15 protein-coding genes are annotated in these 17,330 nt (G+C 30.1%); 3 read left to right on the top strand and 12 right to left on the bottom strand.

Features of this window, described 5'->3' with window-relative positions; genetic code table 11:
• Positions 1–43: 43 nt before the first annotated feature.
• Positions 44–646 (top strand): cell wall hydrolase, encoded by a 603-nt coding sequence (locus tag L1S47_RS15140; protein WP_238884336.1) that lies wholly within the window; start codon positions 44–46, stop codon positions 644–646.
• A gap of 41 nt (positions 647–687) precedes the next feature.
• On the opposite strand, the gene L1S47_RS15135 is transcribed toward L1S47_RS15140, so the two are convergent.
• The 6 genes from L1S47_RS15135 to ptsP form a co-directional block, all read right to left on the bottom strand.
• The gene (locus L1S47_RS15135; protein WP_238884335.1) at positions 688–1,548 is read right to left on the bottom strand and encodes an NAD(P)/FAD-dependent oxidoreductase; all 861 of its coding nucleotides are present in this window, start codon (positions 1,546–1,548) and stop codon (positions 688–690) included.
• A gap of 13 nt (positions 1,549–1,561) precedes the next feature.
• Entirely contained in the window at positions 1,562–1,873 is a 312-nt protein-coding gene (gene trxA / locus L1S47_RS15130) for a thioredoxin (RefSeq protein WP_202769324.1), read from the bottom strand.
• Between the two features lie 105 nt (positions 1,874–1,978).
• Positions 1,979–3,157, bottom strand: a complete 1,179-nt coding sequence (gene iadA / locus L1S47_RS15125) for a beta-aspartyl-peptidase (RefSeq protein WP_238884334.1) — start codon at positions 3,155–3,157, stop codon at positions 1,979–1,981.
• A gap of 56 nt (positions 3,158–3,213) precedes the next feature.
• On the bottom strand, positions 3,214–4,428 hold the full coding sequence (locus L1S47_RS15120) for a tetratricopeptide repeat protein (protein WP_238884333.1): 1,215 nt from the start codon (positions 4,426–4,428) through the stop codon (positions 3,214–3,216).
• 121 nt (positions 4,429–4,549) lie between these two features.
• Positions 4,550–5,842 carry a homoserine dehydrogenase gene (locus L1S47_RS15115; RefSeq protein WP_238884332.1) on the bottom strand — a complete coding sequence of 431 codons (1,293 nt, stop codon included), beginning with the start codon at positions 5,840–5,842 and terminating at the stop codon, positions 4,550–4,552.
• 243 nt (positions 5,843–6,085) lie between these two features.
• Complete coding sequence (ptsP, locus tag L1S47_RS15110; RefSeq protein WP_238884331.1) at positions 6,086–7,702, bottom strand: phosphoenolpyruvate--protein phosphotransferase; 1,617 nt, start codon at positions 7,700–7,702, stop codon at positions 6,086–6,088.
• Between the two features lie 381 nt (positions 7,703–8,083).
• On the opposite strand from ptsP, the gene L1S47_RS15105 reads away from it, so the two are divergent.
• Positions 8,084–10,075: a sigma 54-interacting transcriptional regulator gene (locus L1S47_RS15105; protein WP_238884330.1), complete on the top strand. Its 1,992-nt coding sequence runs from the start codon at positions 8,084–8,086 to the stop codon at positions 10,073–10,075.
• A gap of 64 nt (positions 10,076–10,139) precedes the next feature.
• On the opposite strand, the gene L1S47_RS15100 is transcribed toward L1S47_RS15105, so the two are convergent.
• A complete protein-coding gene (locus L1S47_RS15100) occupies positions 10,140–10,703 on the bottom strand; it encodes a DUF1836 domain-containing protein (protein WP_238884329.1) in 564 nt (187 codons plus the stop codon).
• Positions 10,704–10,918: 215 nt separating this feature from the next.
• On the opposite strand from L1S47_RS15100, the gene L1S47_RS15095 reads away from it, so the two are divergent.
• The gene (locus L1S47_RS15095; RefSeq protein ID WP_238884328.1) at positions 10,919–11,566 is read left to right on the top strand and encodes a hemolysin III family protein; all 648 of its coding nucleotides are present in this window, start codon (positions 10,919–10,921) and stop codon (positions 11,564–11,566) included.
• Positions 11,567–11,599: 33 nt separating this feature from the next.
• On the opposite strand, the gene L1S47_RS15090 is transcribed toward L1S47_RS15095, so the two are convergent.
• The 5 genes from L1S47_RS15090 to L1S47_RS15075 all read right to left on the bottom strand — a co-directional run bounded on the left by L1S47_RS15090 (position 11,600) and on the right by L1S47_RS15075 (position 17,120).
• The gene (locus L1S47_RS15090; protein WP_238884327.1) at positions 11,600–12,172 is read right to left on the bottom strand and encodes an accessory gene regulator ArgB-like protein; all 573 of its coding nucleotides are present in this window, start codon (positions 12,170–12,172) and stop codon (positions 11,600–11,602) included.
• Positions 12,173–12,194: 22 nt separating this feature from the next.
• Complete coding sequence (locus L1S47_RS15085) at positions 12,195–13,466, bottom strand: sensor histidine kinase (protein WP_238884326.1); 1,272 nt, start codon at positions 13,464–13,466, stop codon at positions 12,195–12,197.
• Positions 13,467–13,513: 47 nt separating this feature from the next.
• Entirely contained in the window at positions 13,514–13,645 is a 132-nt protein-coding gene (locus L1S47_RS20645) for a hypothetical protein (RefSeq protein ID WP_274228984.1), read from the bottom strand.
• Positions 13,646–13,838: 193 nt separating this feature from the next.
• Positions 13,839–14,879, bottom strand: a complete 1,041-nt coding sequence (locus tag L1S47_RS15080) for a ribonucleotide-diphosphate reductase subunit beta (protein WP_238884325.1) — start codon at positions 14,877–14,879, stop codon at positions 13,839–13,841.
• Positions 14,880–14,888: 9 nt separating this feature from the next.
• On the bottom strand, positions 14,889–17,120 hold the full coding sequence (locus tag L1S47_RS15075) for a ribonucleoside-diphosphate reductase subunit alpha (RefSeq protein ID WP_238884324.1): 2,232 nt from the start codon (positions 17,118–17,120) through the stop codon (positions 14,889–14,891).
• Between the last annotated feature and the right edge of the window lie 210 nt (positions 17,121–17,330).

The raw sequence follows: 17,330 nt of genomic DNA, 5'->3' as shown, positions 1-17,330 counted from the left end.
TTAAACTATTTCCGAACAGGGTTTATCCAAAAGGAGGAGAAACATGAAAAAATTATATTTATTTTCATTCTTCTTTTTAACCTTTTTCTTTTATTTAAGCGGAATTAGGGTATGTGCAATGGAAAGTATAACTGATACACAAAGCGCAATCCCTATAAAAAAAGACATCTTACTTGGGGAGAGCAGAATATTAGCAGTTAATAATAACGAAGCTAAAGACTTATATAAGGAAAAAGAAGAAGTTGTTGAGGTTTTTTCTTATAATAGTAAAACTCTGTACATTACAAAAGAAGATATTGATTTGATGGCTATGGTAGTTTATGCAGAATCTAAAGGAGAACCCTTAGAAGGTAAAATTGCTGTAGCCTCAGTTATTCTTAACAGAGTAACTAATCCAAAGTTTCCTAGAACCATTGAAGGAGTCATAAAGCAAAAGAATGCCTTCTCTTGTGTCAAAGGCGGTACAATAAATGTTACACCTGATAAAGATTCTTATACTGCTGTTTATGAAGCAATAAGAGGAGTAGACCCTACAAATGATGCCTTGTTCTTCTATAATCCAGTTATTTCAACAAGTAATTGGATGAAAAATATAGAAAAGAAAAAAGTAAAAAATATAGGAAATCATGTCTTCTTTCGCATTTAAGAATAGAGGTGAAAAAGCATTATACTTTTTCACCTCTATTCTTATTTTATCTTATCTAAATAAGAAACTGCACTTAAAGCAGCTATTAAACCTTCTCCAGCAGCTTTTATGTATTGGTAAGGCTTACCAATACAGTCTCCTGCAGCAAAACAACCTTTTAAATTAGTGCTCATAGTTCTATCTACATAGATATGATCATCTTCAATTTTAAGTCCTGGAACTAATTGTGCTGGCGAAATAGAATCTCTTAAAAAGAATATCCCATCAACAGTTACTTCTGATTTCTTTAATTGAAGTTTTGTAACTGATCCATCTCCAATAACTCTTTCAGGAATATCCTCAATAACTTCTATTGAGGAATTTATATTAAATTCTCCCTTATACATGGGAATATAATATACTTTAGACGCTAATTCTGATACATAGTTAGCTTCCTCTTCGCCTTCTGAATTATATCCGATTATTGCAACATCTTTTCCCCTATATAAAGGAGCATCACAGGTTGCACAGTATCCAACACCTTTTCCTAAGAAAGTCTCTTCTCCCTCAATAGGTCTTGAAAATTCAACTCCAGTAGCTAAAATTACTGTTGTAGCTTCATATATTTTATCATTTACCATAAGTGAATAATATTCACCCATAGCATATACATTATTTACTCTTTCATAAGTAATTTCTATTCCCATTTCATCAATATGCTTCTGAAATGCATCCTTAAGCTCTACACCTTTAACTCCTGGCAATCCTAAATAATTATTTACCTTTGGTGCTTTGATTAATTTAGTACTTAATTCCTTATTACCAAAAATAATATATTTCTTGTTACGTATTTTAGCATTAATCGCGGCTGATAACCCAGCTGGTCCTGAGCCTATAATTGCAATATCGTACCTTTCACTCATAGTACACCTCAAATTATAAATGTTTTCTAATTAATGCTTCAATTTCTTCCTTTGGTCTAAATCCTACTAATGTATCTACAACTTCTCCAGCTTTAAATATCTTTAGGGTTGGAATTGATGCTATTTTAAATTCATTTGCAATAGCAGGATTTTTATCCACATCAACCTTAGCAAATTTAACTTCTGTAATTTCTTTTGAAAGTGCTTCTACAATAGGTGCAATCATTTTACAAGGCGCACACCATGTAGCCCAAAAATCAATCAATACTACTCCATCATAGTTTCTTACTTCATTATCAAAATCTTTTTCTTCTAAGTGAATCATTTTTATACCTCCATGTTATACCCCCTAAGGGTATGTCGTTTTAATTAATTATATGTTTACTTATATAATTTGTCAACATCATATATAATGCAAAATTATATTACATTAAAAGCCTTCGAATGTTCCTTTTACTAATATCTTTCCGTTTTCTTTCAATTTCTTGCCTTTTGCAAACATTGTTATTATATTCAAGTTTTCTTTATCCAGTAAAAGTATATCTGCATCTTTTCCACTTTCAATTCTGCCTTTATAACTAAGCTTTAATACACGCGCCACATTGGATGTTACCACCTTTAGTGCCTTCTCTAGCTGTATCCCTTCTTTCAATACCGAATCCTTAAATTCTCTATATAAAGATGAAAGCGAACATATTCCAAGTCCTATCATTTCCCTTTTCTCATTAAACCTAGGCATACTTCCATTTCCATCCGAAGAGAATGTAATTCTATCCTCTGGAACTCCAGACTCTAGCATTCTTTTCAAACCACTACTTGCCTTAACTTCAGTATCTTCTAAAAAATTAGGATCTGATGCAGTTGTCAAGTCTACATATCCACCTTTACTTGCATACTCAATAGCTTTTAAGAAAAGTCTCTCATTTCTATTTACATGTGTAGGTAATAGCTGTGTTACTGGAATCTCTGAGCTTTCCACTAGTCTAAATAAGTATTCCATCATTCTAGCTCCATCACCTAAATGTACATTCACTATCCCTGCTTTTCCTGAAAGTAATCCTCCTACTCTAGCTTCAGCTACCACATTTAAAAATTCTTCATACGTAGGTTGTGAGCTTCTATTGTCTGAAAGTGCTATTTCTCCAACTCCTATTACTTTATGCAAAAGCATAATATCACCTTTCACACTGTCAGTTAAGGTTCTAACCGGAATTTCATAAGAACCTGTATAACAATAGGTTGTTATTCCTTCTTCCTCTAATGCATAACACTTTGCAATTAACCCTCTCATACCTCTGCATATTCCGTCTGTTCCTATACACCCTACTACAGTTGTAGTTCCAGCTTTCACAAACTCACTTAATGGTATTTCTGGAGTTCTAGTTCTAAACCCACCTTCTCCTCCTGCACCCATTATATGGACATGAGAGTCTATAAATCCAGGAATAGCTATCATGTTTGTACCGTCAACGACATTAATATCTAGAAACTTATCTGGTATATCTATTTCATCATATATTCCTTCTATCTTATCATTTGCAAGTACAAGTGTTTTTTTTCCCAAGTATTCAGGGGAATATATCTCTGTATTTTTTATAATAGTAATCATTCTACCACTTCCTAATTAAATATAATAAGACTGTGGGAACTTTATTAAAGGTTCTCCTACTCTCCTAGTATTCCTTTAATTTTAGAATTGTAATACATTGAATTTTTATATGTACTTTTAATTACGTTAGCATATTTTACACTCTCATCTTTATTTATGTTTTTATTTAATATAGCCAATCTATAATTAACCTCTGCAGCATACTCACCTTTTTCATTTTCTTTAAGATAGTCTTTATATGCCTCAATAGCCTTATCCACTTGTTGATTACTTTCATAAGAAGTTGCTATTAGATATGAAATATGTTCTCTAAGATAGTTTCCTTCACTTACTTCATAAGCTTTTTTATACTCACTAATAGCATTTACAAAATCTTTATTCTTAAAAAAGCCATTTGCTTTATCATAAAAATATTTAATCCCATCTTTATCTAATAAATCTTTGCTTTCTAAGTATAATTTTCTTTGATTAGCATCTAGACTATCAATTTTTACATCATGAATAAAATCAAGCATAGAATCATAATCTTTCTTATCTATGTATGGTTGTAATAAACTCCAATCTTTTGTAACTACTTCTTCTTTGGTCTGGTTGTTTTCCTTTGCTGTAGTATCTTCTTTTGCTTCAATTACTACATTGTTCTTTGGAGGTTCTTTTTTAGTAAATAGATTTTGTATTGGTGTTCTCAAAAATATTACTATAGCTACTAATAAACCTATAGAACCTAAAACTGAAATTAGTTTTATAGGTAAATGTTTTTTCTCTCCAGTAAACAGAGCAATTTCCTGCTCTATTTCCTTAATATATTTATTGTTTTTATCTTTTTCCTTTAGCTTCATTAAATAGAATTGTGCTTTTTCCCATTCTCCTAACTTAATATATGCTTTCGATCTAAGAACATTAACGTTAATAAAGTTAAAATCAGATGTGGCACAATCATCCAATATCTCAAGAGCCTCAACTATTTTAACGTCATTATATAGAGATAGAGCCTTCCTATACATTCCTTCTTTATCTGAGTCTAATTCTAATCCGTGTAAATATTTCTTTGCAATATCATCATTATTAAAATCCTTGCATATCCTCCAAGTTGCTTTAGCTCCTTGATAATCTCCCTGAATATATAATAAAAGCCCTTTTAAGTTAATTAAAGATGCATTTGATAAGCCTAATGACATTCCTTTTTCACAAATGTTTAGAGCTTTTTCTAATTCGCCATTTGAGTAATAATACATTGCCTTATTATGCAACTTGTTTCCTTGGTTCTTCATATTGTATCCACCCTTTAATATAGTATAAAAAAATTATACCATAAATTCAGTATGTAGCTATCTATTTATACCATCCTAACTAGCATTACTAAAAAAAGAGAAGTTCATTCAAGAACTTCCCTTAACTATTAAAACTTTCTATTCTAAGTAAATTATCTACACTTTCTAGAGCCTGTAGCTCCTTTATCTGTTCAAGTGCATTCATTAAATCACCTTCATTTGTATGATGTGTTACTATAACCAATGTTGCATTATCCTTTTCGCGTCCTCTTTGTATTATTGATTTCATACTTACGTTATGTTTTCCGAAAATAGTTGTTATTTCTCCTAATACACCTGGTCTGTCAGTAACAGTGATTCTTAGATAATATCTACGGTTTATTTTTGATATAGGCTTTATTTCCCTTTTCCACAAATTGTTTTTAACTGCGGAATAGTTTTCTAAATTACCTTCATTTCTAAGCACTGAGAGAATGTCTCCCACAACAGCAGAACCAGTAGGTAAATCTCCCGCTCCTCTTCCATAAAGCATCAATTCTCCAACTGCATTTCCTTTTACAAATATAGCATTGAAAGAATCATGTACATTGGCTAAAGGATGTGTCTTTGGAATTAATGTTGGATGAACTCTTAATTCTAATTCATTTCCCTCATCCTTTGCTATAGCTAATAATTTAATAACAAAACCTAGTTCTCTTGCAAAATTAATATCTGTAGAATTAATCTTTGTTATACCTTCTCTATATACTTGGTCAAAATTTACTTTTGCCCCAAAAGCTAATGAAGATAATATTCCTAATTTATATGCAGCATCATATCCTTCAACATCCGAAGTTGGGTCAGCTTCAGCATAGCCTTTTTCTTGAGCTTCCTTTAGAGCTGTTTCAAAATCTAAATTCTCTAGCTCCATTTTTGATAATATGTAGTTTGTAGTACCATTTACAATCCCATATAATTGCTCTATCTTATTCGCTGCAAGACTTTCATTAACCCCTTGAATAATTGGAATACCACCTGCAACAGAAGCCTCATAATAGAACATAACTCCAAATCTATCTGCTGCTTCAAAAAGTTCATCCCCTTCTGTAGCTAAAACCATTTTATTTGCAGTAACTACATGCTTCTTTTGTTTCATAGCCTGCAACATATATTCTTTTGCGGGATTTACTCCCCCCATAAGTTCAACAATAATTTTTATTTCATCATTTTGAATAATATCTTCATAATCAGTGGTAAGAAGTCTTTCTGGAATATCTATTCCCCTAGCTTTATTTTTATCCCTAACTAATATTTTTGCTACTTCAACATCATAGCCTGAACGTTTTCTTATTTCTTCGCCATTCTCATTTATTATTTTCCATACTCCTCTACCGACATTCCCTAAACCCAATAAGGCTATTTTGATTTTTTTCATTTAAAGCCCCCTCCTTATCATATTAAAATCCCCAATTAGCTTGCTTCATTTTATCATATTCTTATTATATATTTATTAAGTTAAAAATTCTATAAAAATTTTATGTTTTTATTAACTATTAATTATTATTTCACTCGATTCCTTTATCATTCGATAATTTCAATTTATATAAAAAAAGGAGAGGTGAAATTCACCTCTCAAAATGCATTTTGGTTTAGAGCGTTTTTGCTATCTCTCTATATTCTATTGCTCCATTATTATCTTCTTAGCGTTAAGTATAGATGATGCACTCATTGAGAATTCATCTAATCCATATTCTACAAGTGTTGCTATAGCTGTTTCGTCTCCAGCCATCTCTCCACACATTCCAACCCATTTTCCATGCTTATGAGCACCATCGATTGTCATTTTTATTAATCTTAATACTGCTGGATGCATTGGGTTATATAAATATGATACTTTTTCACTCATTCTATCAGCTGCTAAAGTATATTGAATTAAGTCATTAGTTCCAATTGAGAAGAAGTCTACATGTTTAGCTAATTCATCAGCATAAACAGCAGCTGCTGGAATTTCAACCATTATTCCCCATTGGATTTCTTCTGAGTATACTTTACCTTCTGCTCTTAATTCTGCTTTACATTCTTCTACAACTTCTTTAGCTTGATTAAATTCTTCTAATCCTGAAATCATTGGGAACATTACTGCTAGCTTTCCGTGGATTGATGCTCTTAATAATGCTCTTAATTGAACCTTGAATAATTCTTTTCTATCTAAACAAAGTCTTATTGCTCTATATCCTAAGAATGGATTCATTTCTTGTGGTAATGGTAGATAAGGTAGAGTTTTATCTCCTCCAATATCTAATGTTCTTATTACAACTTGTTTTCCTTCCATCTTTTGAAGAACATATCTATATGAATCATATTGCTCATCTTCAGTTGGTGCACTGTCTCTATCCATGTATAAGAATTCTGTTCTGAATAATCCAACACCATCTCCACCATTAGCTAATACTTGGTTTACATCTTCTGGTTTTCCGATGTTTCCACATACTTCAACTCTCTTACCATCTTTAGTAACTGTCTTAACATCAATTAATTTCTTTAATTCTTCTTGTTCCTTAATGAATGCTTCTCTTTTTGCTTTATATTCATTAACAACTTCTTCTGATGGATTAATTATAACTTCACCTTTGATACCATCTACTATAACAAAATCTCCATTTTGTACTGTAGCTGTTATATCACCTAATCCAACAACAGCTGGAATTTCTAATGTTCTTGCCATAATAGCAGAGTGTGAAGTTCTTCCACCAATGTTAGTTAAGAATGCAATAACCTTGCTTCTATCTAATTGAGCTGTATCTGAAGGTGTTAAGTCGTGAGCAATTACTATTGTATTTTCTTCAGTAATTGAGAATGCCTCTCCACCTTTACCTGCTAAGTTTAATATAATTCTCTTAGAAACGTCTTTAATATCAGCTGCTCTTTCTCTCATATATTCGTCATCCATAGATTCGAATATCATTACGAAAGTGTTTGTAACTCCTTCAACAGCTTTCATTGCATTTATTTTAGTGTTTTCAATTTCCATTTCCATTTGACCTGTAAATTCTGGATCATCAAGAAGTGTAATATGAGCTTCAAAAACTTCTGCTTTTTCAGCACCCATTTCTTTAACTGCTTTTTCTTTTATTTTTTTCAATTGCTCTCTTGATGCGTCTAACGCATTATGTAGCTTTTGTTTTTCTTCTACTATATCATTTACCTTTTGGTCAGTTATAACAATTTCTTCATGTTCTTGTATAAATGCCTTACCTATTGCGTAGCCTTTTGAAGCTGCAATTCCTTTTTTCATTACTAGAATCCTCCTTATTCAAATAAGCCTAAACTTATAATTAATTCTAAATAAAATATTCAATATAATATATAGCAAGTCTCATGCCAACTTGCTTATTTTAACTCAATCGGATATATTATATCATAAAAAATAAAAATATAGCAAATGAAAAGGTTTTTTTAAATTAAATTAATTTTAATTTTTCCAGAGTATGTTAAAAAATTTTAACTCACATTTACCTAATATTATTATATGCTCTATTTTCTATAATATTATTGATAAAATGTATCAATGTTCATCTAAAACATTGATATATTCAGTATTTATGATAAAATATAGACGTTGATACTTTTTATCAAGCACATATTTTTTGATACTTTTTATCAAAGGGAGGATTTTATGTACACTAGAAACATAGCTATTCTAGATCCAAATGGTCTACATACAAGAGTTGCTGCAATGCTAGTAAATGAAGTTGATAAGTTGCAATCAAAATATTCCGTTAATCTATATATAAAAAAACCTCAAAAGACTGACTGGTTAGCATTTTCTATGTTAGCCTTGCTTTCCCTTAGAGTCAGATGTAATGAAACTATAATAATTGGTTCTAAAAATGATGATGAAGCTTCAAGAAAAGCTATCGATATTTTATATTCATTTATAATGAGTAAAATCAATTTAGAATCTCAGTTAATGGAGCAAATCGACGTTTTCATTGAAGAAAGCAAAATTGCAAATGAACAAATACTCGACTCTTTACCTATTGGAATTGTTGTTATTGATATAAATTCAAATATCACCTATATTAATGATTATGCTCTAAAAGTATTTGGAATTGAACATTCTAATGCCATTGGGAAACCTATTGAAGACTCAGTTGAAAATACTAAACTACCTTCGGTTATTGCTACTCCACAAAAACAATTTGGGCAAATTCAACATATTAATGGAAGAATAATAACTGTAAACAGAAGTCCAATTATAAGCAAATCTAAGCTTATAGGCGCCTGTGGAGTTTTTCAAGATGTTTCTGATATTGTTGGTATGAAGGAATTAAACGAAAAATTTCTTAAAATTATGGAGATTTCCCACGATTTAATCTGTTTCGTCGATGAAAATGGAATAATAACTTATATTAATCCTGCTTACATCAATCACTTAGGAAGTATATCAGAGAACATAGGAAAAAGTATATTCGAAGTTTCTCCAAAAGGGTTAAGAGTTAAGGCATTTGAAAAAAGAGAGCGTATTGAAAATATAGTTAGGACTAAAAATGGTGTAGATATAATCTCAACCATAACTCCACTATTTATAGATGGTGACTTTAAAGGAATTCTTTCAACTTCAAAGGTTGTTTCCGAGATAAAGGAATTAGCAAGTAAGCTTGAACGATCTCAAGAACAAGTTGAATATTATAGAGAAGAATTAAAGAAGCACACCTTAGCTTCTAATGGTTTTTCAGAAATTATTGGAATTAGCTCTTCTCTTAAGGAAGTTATTTATGTATCTAAAAAAGCAGCTGAAAGTACATCAACCGTGCTTGTTAGAGGAGAAAGTGGAACTGGTAAAGAATTAATCGCAAATGCCATCCATCATAATTCTAGTAGAAAAGATAAACCGTTTATTAAAGTTAATTGTGCTGCTATCCCAGAGAATCTTTTAGAAAGCGAGCTTTTTGGTTATGAGAAAGGGGCATTTACTGGTGCAACAAAATCAAAGCCAGGAAAATTTTCTATTGCTGATGGCGGTACTATATTTTTAGATGAAATAGGTGATATGCCTTTATCAATGCAGGTAAAACTATTAAGAGTATTGCAAGAAAGAGAAATTGAAAGCTTAGGAGGTATAACCCCCCAAAAAATTGACGTTAGGGTTATTACTGCTACTAATAGAAACTTAGAAGAAATGATACAAACTGGAACTTTCAGAGAGGATTTGTACTATAGATTAAATGTATTATCCGTGCAGCTTCCTCCTCTTAGAGATAGGAAAGAAGATATTCCTGCCTTAGTTGAGTATTTTATTATCAAAATCAACGACAAACTTTCTAAAAACATAAAGGGAATTGATAAGACTGCTTTGTCTGAGTTAATAAATTATTCTTGGCCTGGTAATATTAGAGAATTAGAAAATATAATTGAAAGGGCAATAAATCTTTGCGAAGATGAATTTATTTCTTCAAAAGATTTACCTTATCACTTTAGAATAACATCATCAAAAAAAGCCTCTATTCTTCCACTAGATGATGAGATACTCCCTTTCGAAGAATATGAAAAAATAATCATTCAAAAAGCTATGGAGAAATACGGAAGTTATAATAAGGCTGGTAAAGCTTTAGGGCTTACCCATAGAACTATATCGTTAAAATGTAAAAAATATGGAATAGAATAAAATTTGGCCTAAGAAAAAGTAATATTCTTTTATAAACTTTTTCTTAGGTCATAATATTTTATATTTATTTTTCACTTAAGCTAATATCATCTACTATTCTTTCTGCAAGTTTTCTATACATATTGCTCATATTTATAAAAGAACTTAGGAGTAACATCTTGCTTATATATCCATCCTCTTCAGGCTTAATATTCTCAATAGATTTATCAACAGTATTTTTAAAATTATTCACATCTTCGTCATATATTTCTAAGTATTCTGTGTATAATTTTCTTAAGGGGAATTCTTCACCTTCGCTTAATGATTTAACAATTGGATTCATTATTTTTTTTATATCATTTATAGATAAACTTCCTTTAAACTGATATATTAATGATAAAAGAATTAAATGCTCCTTTGAATATTTTTTGTTTTTTATGGGAATTATTAATTTATCCTTAGCATAGTTGTTTATCATAGTTTTGGTCAAAACCTTCTCTTCTTCATTTCGAAGAGCTTCAGTGTACTTAGCTTCAAATAGTTGTATAACTTGATCCATATATAGATCTATTTCTGGTATTTCATCTAAAGTTATTGCATTTTCTAATGATAATTTATCTATTAAATTCTTAATACTTTCATTTTTCATGTATTCACCTTCTAACGTATAGTTATAAATACTATGTACTAAACTATATATATCATAAATTTAATTTTAAATCTACAATTTATGTAAAATAAAAAAAATAAAAAATATATATTTTTTATAATTACCACTTGACACATGGCTATAATCATATCATAATGTAATTAATATATCACGTAGTTTTGAAAACTACATATCAGAACAAGGAGGCTTTCACAATGGAAAAGTACTTTAGAGAACCAATCAACGGATTTACACATCTTTTTGGTGCTGTGGCATCACTTATAGGATTAATATTCATGCTTATAAAAGTTTCTATTAATGGTGCTTCAGCTTTATCTATTACAGCAATCGCTATTTTTGGTGCTAGCATGATTCTATTATACTCAGCTTCAGCAACATATCATATGGTAAAAGCTTCTGACAAGGTTATAAGTTTTTTAAGGAAATTGGATCACTCTATGATATTTGTACTTATTGCAGGTTCTTATACTCCGCTTTGTCTTATAGCATTAAAAGGAGTTCAAGGTTGGGTGCTTTTTTCAATAATAATGTCTATTGCAGTTCTTGGTATAGTATTTAAAATGATTTGGTTTAACTGCCCTAGATGGTTATCCACTCTAATTTATATTATTATGGGCTGGTTAGCTGTTTTTGCAATAGTTCCACTATATTCTGCTATTTCTTTAAATGGCGTTTTATTACTTGTTTTAGGCGGTGTTCTCTATACTGTTGGTGGTTTAATATATGCAATAAAACCTAAGATACTTACATTTAAATACTTAGGTTTTCATGAAATATTTCACATATTCATTTTGTTAGGCACATTATCTCACTTCTTTTGTGTTTTTAAATATGTAATTTAACATACTTATTTATAATGGAGGGTCTTATAGTTATTAAGATCCTCCTAATTTTATGTCTTTTTCCTTATTAAACATTAATAAAGCTTGGAATAATATAACCCAAGTTATTATAGTTGCTATGTATGCATACTTAAATAAAATTATAGAAACTAAATATTGCAACACAATAATAAAAATCCCTACTCTTCTATTTCTGTTAATCATATCTATCTTTGTTAATCTCATTTTAGGATTAACAACTGGAGCTTGATTCCATATACAAAATATTGATACTCCTCCAAGTAGAATCACTGAAATAAAATTCAAACTAATACAATTTTCTAAATATATTATAATTCCTATAGTTATTAGAGTTGATATAAAGCATTTTACTTGATTATCTTCATGGTATCCTCCTATAAAAGGCTTACTTAAAGACATTAATCCAATCGCTAATAGACCTTTTACTGGGTAACCAATAGCGCTAAATACAATTATAGTTCCAATAAACTTTGCTGCTTCGAATATAATAACTCGCAACGCATACTCAACTTCCTGCTCTTGCTCTTCATTATAATTATTTGATTTTGCAATTATTTTAGAGAATGCTTTTATGAATCTCCTCAATATTCTCCCCCCAAAAACTTTTTTAACATCTTTTGTAAGGTATTTTAATAGAAAATTCTGTCCAACTCTTAGTACTTCTTAGAACTATTTCTCCTCCTGCTTTATTAATAACGTCTCGTACAATACTTAAGCCATATCCTCGTTCTCCGTCTACATCACTCTTTGTACTAAATCCAGCTTTAAAAATCTTTTCCCTATTTTCTTTAGGAATTTCAGGGCCGTTGTTTTCTATGTTTACTATAATTCCATCATAGCTATTATAACTATTATACTTTATGGTTGCATTTTGTATATTTAAAAGAACGTCAATAGCATTATTTATAATATTTGATAATAATTTTAAAAGCTCACTGTCTGATATAGATAAATTCTCATAGTCTGCATTATCAAAGGCAACTATATTTATTCCTTTTGAAAGTGCATTGTTTAATATGGATGTGACCATAGGGTTAGCTTGTACATTAAGATTTATTACTGAAGATGTATTTTGATATCTTTCTACTATTCCTTTTAATAATTCTCCCATTCTATCATATCTTCCAAGCTGATATAATCCATATAGACTGCTTATTTCACTCCCATAGTCATGCTTAATTTTTTTAAGTTCAATAATCTTATCATTTAATTCAGCATTAAGGAGCTCAACTTCTCTTGTCTTACTATTTATCTTAGCAAAATAAATTAAGGAAAAAATAAAAGCAATTAATGATACGAAATATAATAGAAACTTAAAAGTAATTCCCATGCTTTCTATTGTCCACTCTATGCGTAAAGTATCAATAAAAATGAAAGCATAGTCTATAAGTAATATAACTATTATGGAAATCTTATAAGCTTTTAATGAGATTACAACTTCAAATAAATTCTTTCTATATTTATAAATAAATATATAGGAAATAAATGCTGGTATATATATAAATATAATTGCTTCAACATCTTGTGGTATTCCTAGATTTAATTTTGTAAAGAAATGTTGATAAAAGGTAACCAAAAAATATGATAACGTTGTGATTATGGCATAGGCTAGTCCAAATCCCCAAAACGCATCACTTACTTTCTTTCTATAGAATATGACAATTAAAGCTAACACTAAAGTTACCATAATAAAATTTGCTAGTGGACTACTCATCGGAATATATGTAAATATATTAATGATTGCAAATATTAAAGCTACAAGCAAATAGGACTTATTTCTTGTATTCTTATTTTCTTTTTCAGCAATATTATTTGATATCCACACAAAAAGAATTGATTGGCAGAAACTATTTAATATATCAAAAACTTTATACAACATTTTGAATTCCCCCAGTGTATTTTTAGGGGCCAAAATGCCCCCTTTTTTTATCTTTTGTCTTTCATTGATTCAGGCATTTCTTCCACTGCCATACTACTCATTGATGCTGGTCCAAATACTACGATAAGAGCTGCTACTGCAAGGCAAGCTTTTCCAATACCTTTTAGAAATTTTTCCATACAAATCACCTCTTATAAATTTATGTAACCTTATCCACTCTTATTATACAATATTTTTCAAAAATATCTAAATATTTTCTTTGATATATAAATTTTGACTTTTTCCTCTGAAAAAAATAGAATCAACTAGAAAAATGTCATATTTTATCTTCTAATTGACTCTATTTTTTAATATTTATTATAATTTTTAACTCTATAAATCATCTACCAAAGTTCCAGCTTTGGCATATGCTGTTGACTTTGCTTCAAAAAAGTCTGTTTTTACTTTATTTGCATCAGCATAAAAATCTACCCATTCAGCTGGATTTTCATTATATCCATCATATAATGGTTTAAATCCTAATGCTGTAACTCTTAAATTTCCTAAATATTTAATATAATCTTCTATTAAACTCTTATTTAACCCTGCAATATTGTCTCCAATTACATAATGGCCCCAAGCTATTTCATTTTCAACTCCTGCCCTTACCATATCTCTTAATTCTTCTACCATATCCTCATTAAATAATTGAGGTTCCTCCTTTTGAAGTTCTCTAATTATACTTCTAAATAACCATAAATGAGTATTTTCATCTCTATTAATATATCTTATTTCTTGAGCTGATCCTGGCATTTTACCATTTCTCTCAAGGTTATAAAAGAACATAAATCCAGAGTAAAAATAAACCCCTTCTAAAACATAATTAGCCATTATTGTCTTTAAGAAATTATAATGTGTTGGATTTTCAACAAAATTATTGTATAAATCCCCTATAAATTTATTTCTTTCTAATAATATCTTATCGTCTTTCCATTGATATAATATTTCATTTCTTTTCTCTGGAGAGCAGATTGAATCTAGCATATATGAATAACTTTGTGAATGAACGGCCTCTTGAAAGGCCTGTATGGTTAAACATAGATTAACTTCAGATGCTGTAATATAATTATTTATATTTCCTAAATTTGCTGTTTGTATTGAATCTAGAAATATTAAGAATGAGAGAATTTTATCATAAGCTGTTCTTTCTTCTGGTTTTAATTTTTGATAATCCTTTAAATCTTGAGCAAGATTAATTTCTTCTGGAATCCAAAAGTTATTCATTGCCTGTCTGTACCAATCTGAAGCCCAATTATATTTCATATTATTAAAATCATTTAAATTAGTTGTATTACCATTTATCATTTTCTTTTTTGATACTTCTGTATCACCATTTTCATTAAACAACGGCTTTTTTGTTATTAACTTATTCATAATTTCCTCCTAAGCTGAACAGCTTTCACAATCTTCAACTGTTAGTGATTTAGAACGTACATAATAAATACTCTTAACTCCGCTTTTGCAGGCTTCTATATAAAGATTCATAATTTGCCTCATAGTATAATTAGTTGTTATATATAAATTAAAAGACTGTCCTTGATCTATGTGTCTTTGTCTTACCCCATTCATTTTAACACTCCATGCCTGATCTATATTATATGCAGAAATATAGTACCAATAATTGTCCATAGATAAATTAGGAGCTGTTTTAGGGGTTATGCTTCCTTTCTTCTCCTCAAGCCAGAATCTAGACATTACTGGATCTACACCTTCAGATGTACCAGCAATAGTTGCTGTTGAACCATTTGGTGCAACAGATATTAAATACCCATTTCTCATTCCATTATGTTTTACCTCTTCTTTAAGTTCATCCCATCTTTGCGAAGTATACTCTCTTAGCTTAAAATAATCTCCACTTTCCCAATCTGAGCCTTCAAAGTATGGATAGAAACCTTTCTCTTTAGATATCTTCGTACTTGCTTTGATCGCATAGTAATTGATATTTTCATATACCTTATCTACAAACTCTCTATGATCATCCGATGTCCATCCTATCTTATTATTTGCAAGCATATGATGATATCCTGAGGTTCCAAGACCTATTGCCCTATACCTTTTATTCGTTACTTCTGCAAATGGAACTGAATAGTAATTTAAATCAATAACATTGTCCATAGCTCTTATTTGAGTTTCAACAACATACTCAAGTTCTCTCTCGTTTAATACATCGATATTTCCTAAAACTAGTGAAGATAAGTTGCATACTACAAAATCTCCTGATTTAGTTTTCTCAACAATTATCTTATCTCCATTTTCATCAACAATTTCTTCTTGAAGTATTTCCATTGCACTCATGTTTTGCATTATTTCTGTGCATAAGTTAGATGAATATATCATTCCTTTGTGTTTATTAGGATTCATTTCATTTACTGTATCTCTATAAAATGCGAAAGGAGTTCCTGTTTCAGCTGCACTTTTAATAATAAGCCTAATAATGTCCTTAACGCTCATTACCCTTTTCTCTATTCTATCGTCTTCCACACATTCATAATATCTTTTTTCCCACTCTTCACCATAAAAATCTTCTAATGAATAGCCTTTTGCACTTCTTATCTCATGCGGACACATCATATACCAGTTAGCATCAATATCCTCTTCTGCAAGCTTCCAAAATAGATTTGGATAGCATAACCCTGGAAATACATCATGTGCCTTCTTTCTATCGTCTCCATTATTAGTCTTTATTTGTAAGAATTCTGGAATATCTTTATGCCATGCATCTAACCAAACTGCAACACTTCCATTTCTAACTCCAAGCTGATCTACAGCAATAGCTGTGTCATTAAAAAGTTTTACCCACGGTATAACACCACCAGAAGCTCCTTTAAAACCTCTGATTGGTGATCCTAAAGATCTTATCTTTCCAATGTATATTCCCATTCCGCCACCAAATTTTGAGACTTTTGCGAAGTTATCTAATGATTTATATATTCCCTTTAAAGAGTCATCTACAGTATCTATAAAGCATGAACTCAATTGATAAAATGGCTTTCTTGCATTAGACATAGTTGGAGTTGCCATAGTAGCCTTCAATGAACTTAAAACATCATAAATTCTTTTAGCCCAATACAATCTGTTCTCCTTTTTTTCTGGAATTGCTAAATGCATAGCTATTCCCATAAACATTTGTTGCGGTAATTCTAAAGTTTTTCTATTGAAATCTTGTATTAGGTATCTTTTAGCAAGTAAGCTTATCCCTCCATATGTAAATAAGAGATCTCTCTCTGGCTTTAATTCTTTCTCTAATATTTCAATATCCTCTTTTGAATAATTCTCTAATATATACTTTCCATATAATCCTTCATTAGTAAGTAACTCTATAAACTCATATAGGTTTTTATATGGATCTTCCGTTTCTCCTAATGCTCTGTTTTCTTTGATCTCATCGTACAACATATATGTAAACAATCTTGCAGCACCTTTTTCCCATTTTGGCTCTTCTGCTGAGGTTAATTCTAAAAGTACTTGCATAGTTGCTTTAATCCTTTGTTTACTATCCATTTTAGGAGTAATTATCCTCTCTAATGCTTTTGATAGTCTTTCCTCATTATAAACTTCCTTTTCACCGTTTATGGCTTCTAATGCTATTTTTATTAAGTTTAACAAATCCTCCATGATATCCCCTCCACTAGATATTGTATGCTTAAGTTTTTATCCTTAGCGTTTCATACAATATATTGTCTATATAATTATAGTTGCTTAATTTTAAATTGTAAATTTTGATAACATATATTTAAGTAAAATAAACCACATTATCTCTTATTATCTTTTGTTCTCCATATAATTTCTTATCAATATTGTTTCTCCCTTAAAATACAATCTTTA

Source organism: Clostridium sp. YIM B02551, from assembly GCF_022324735.1.
Taxonomy (GTDB): Bacteria; Bacillota; Clostridia; order Clostridiales; family Clostridiaceae; genus Clostridium_T; species Clostridium_T paridis.
This window is presented reverse-complemented; position numbering and strand designations above follow the sequence as displayed.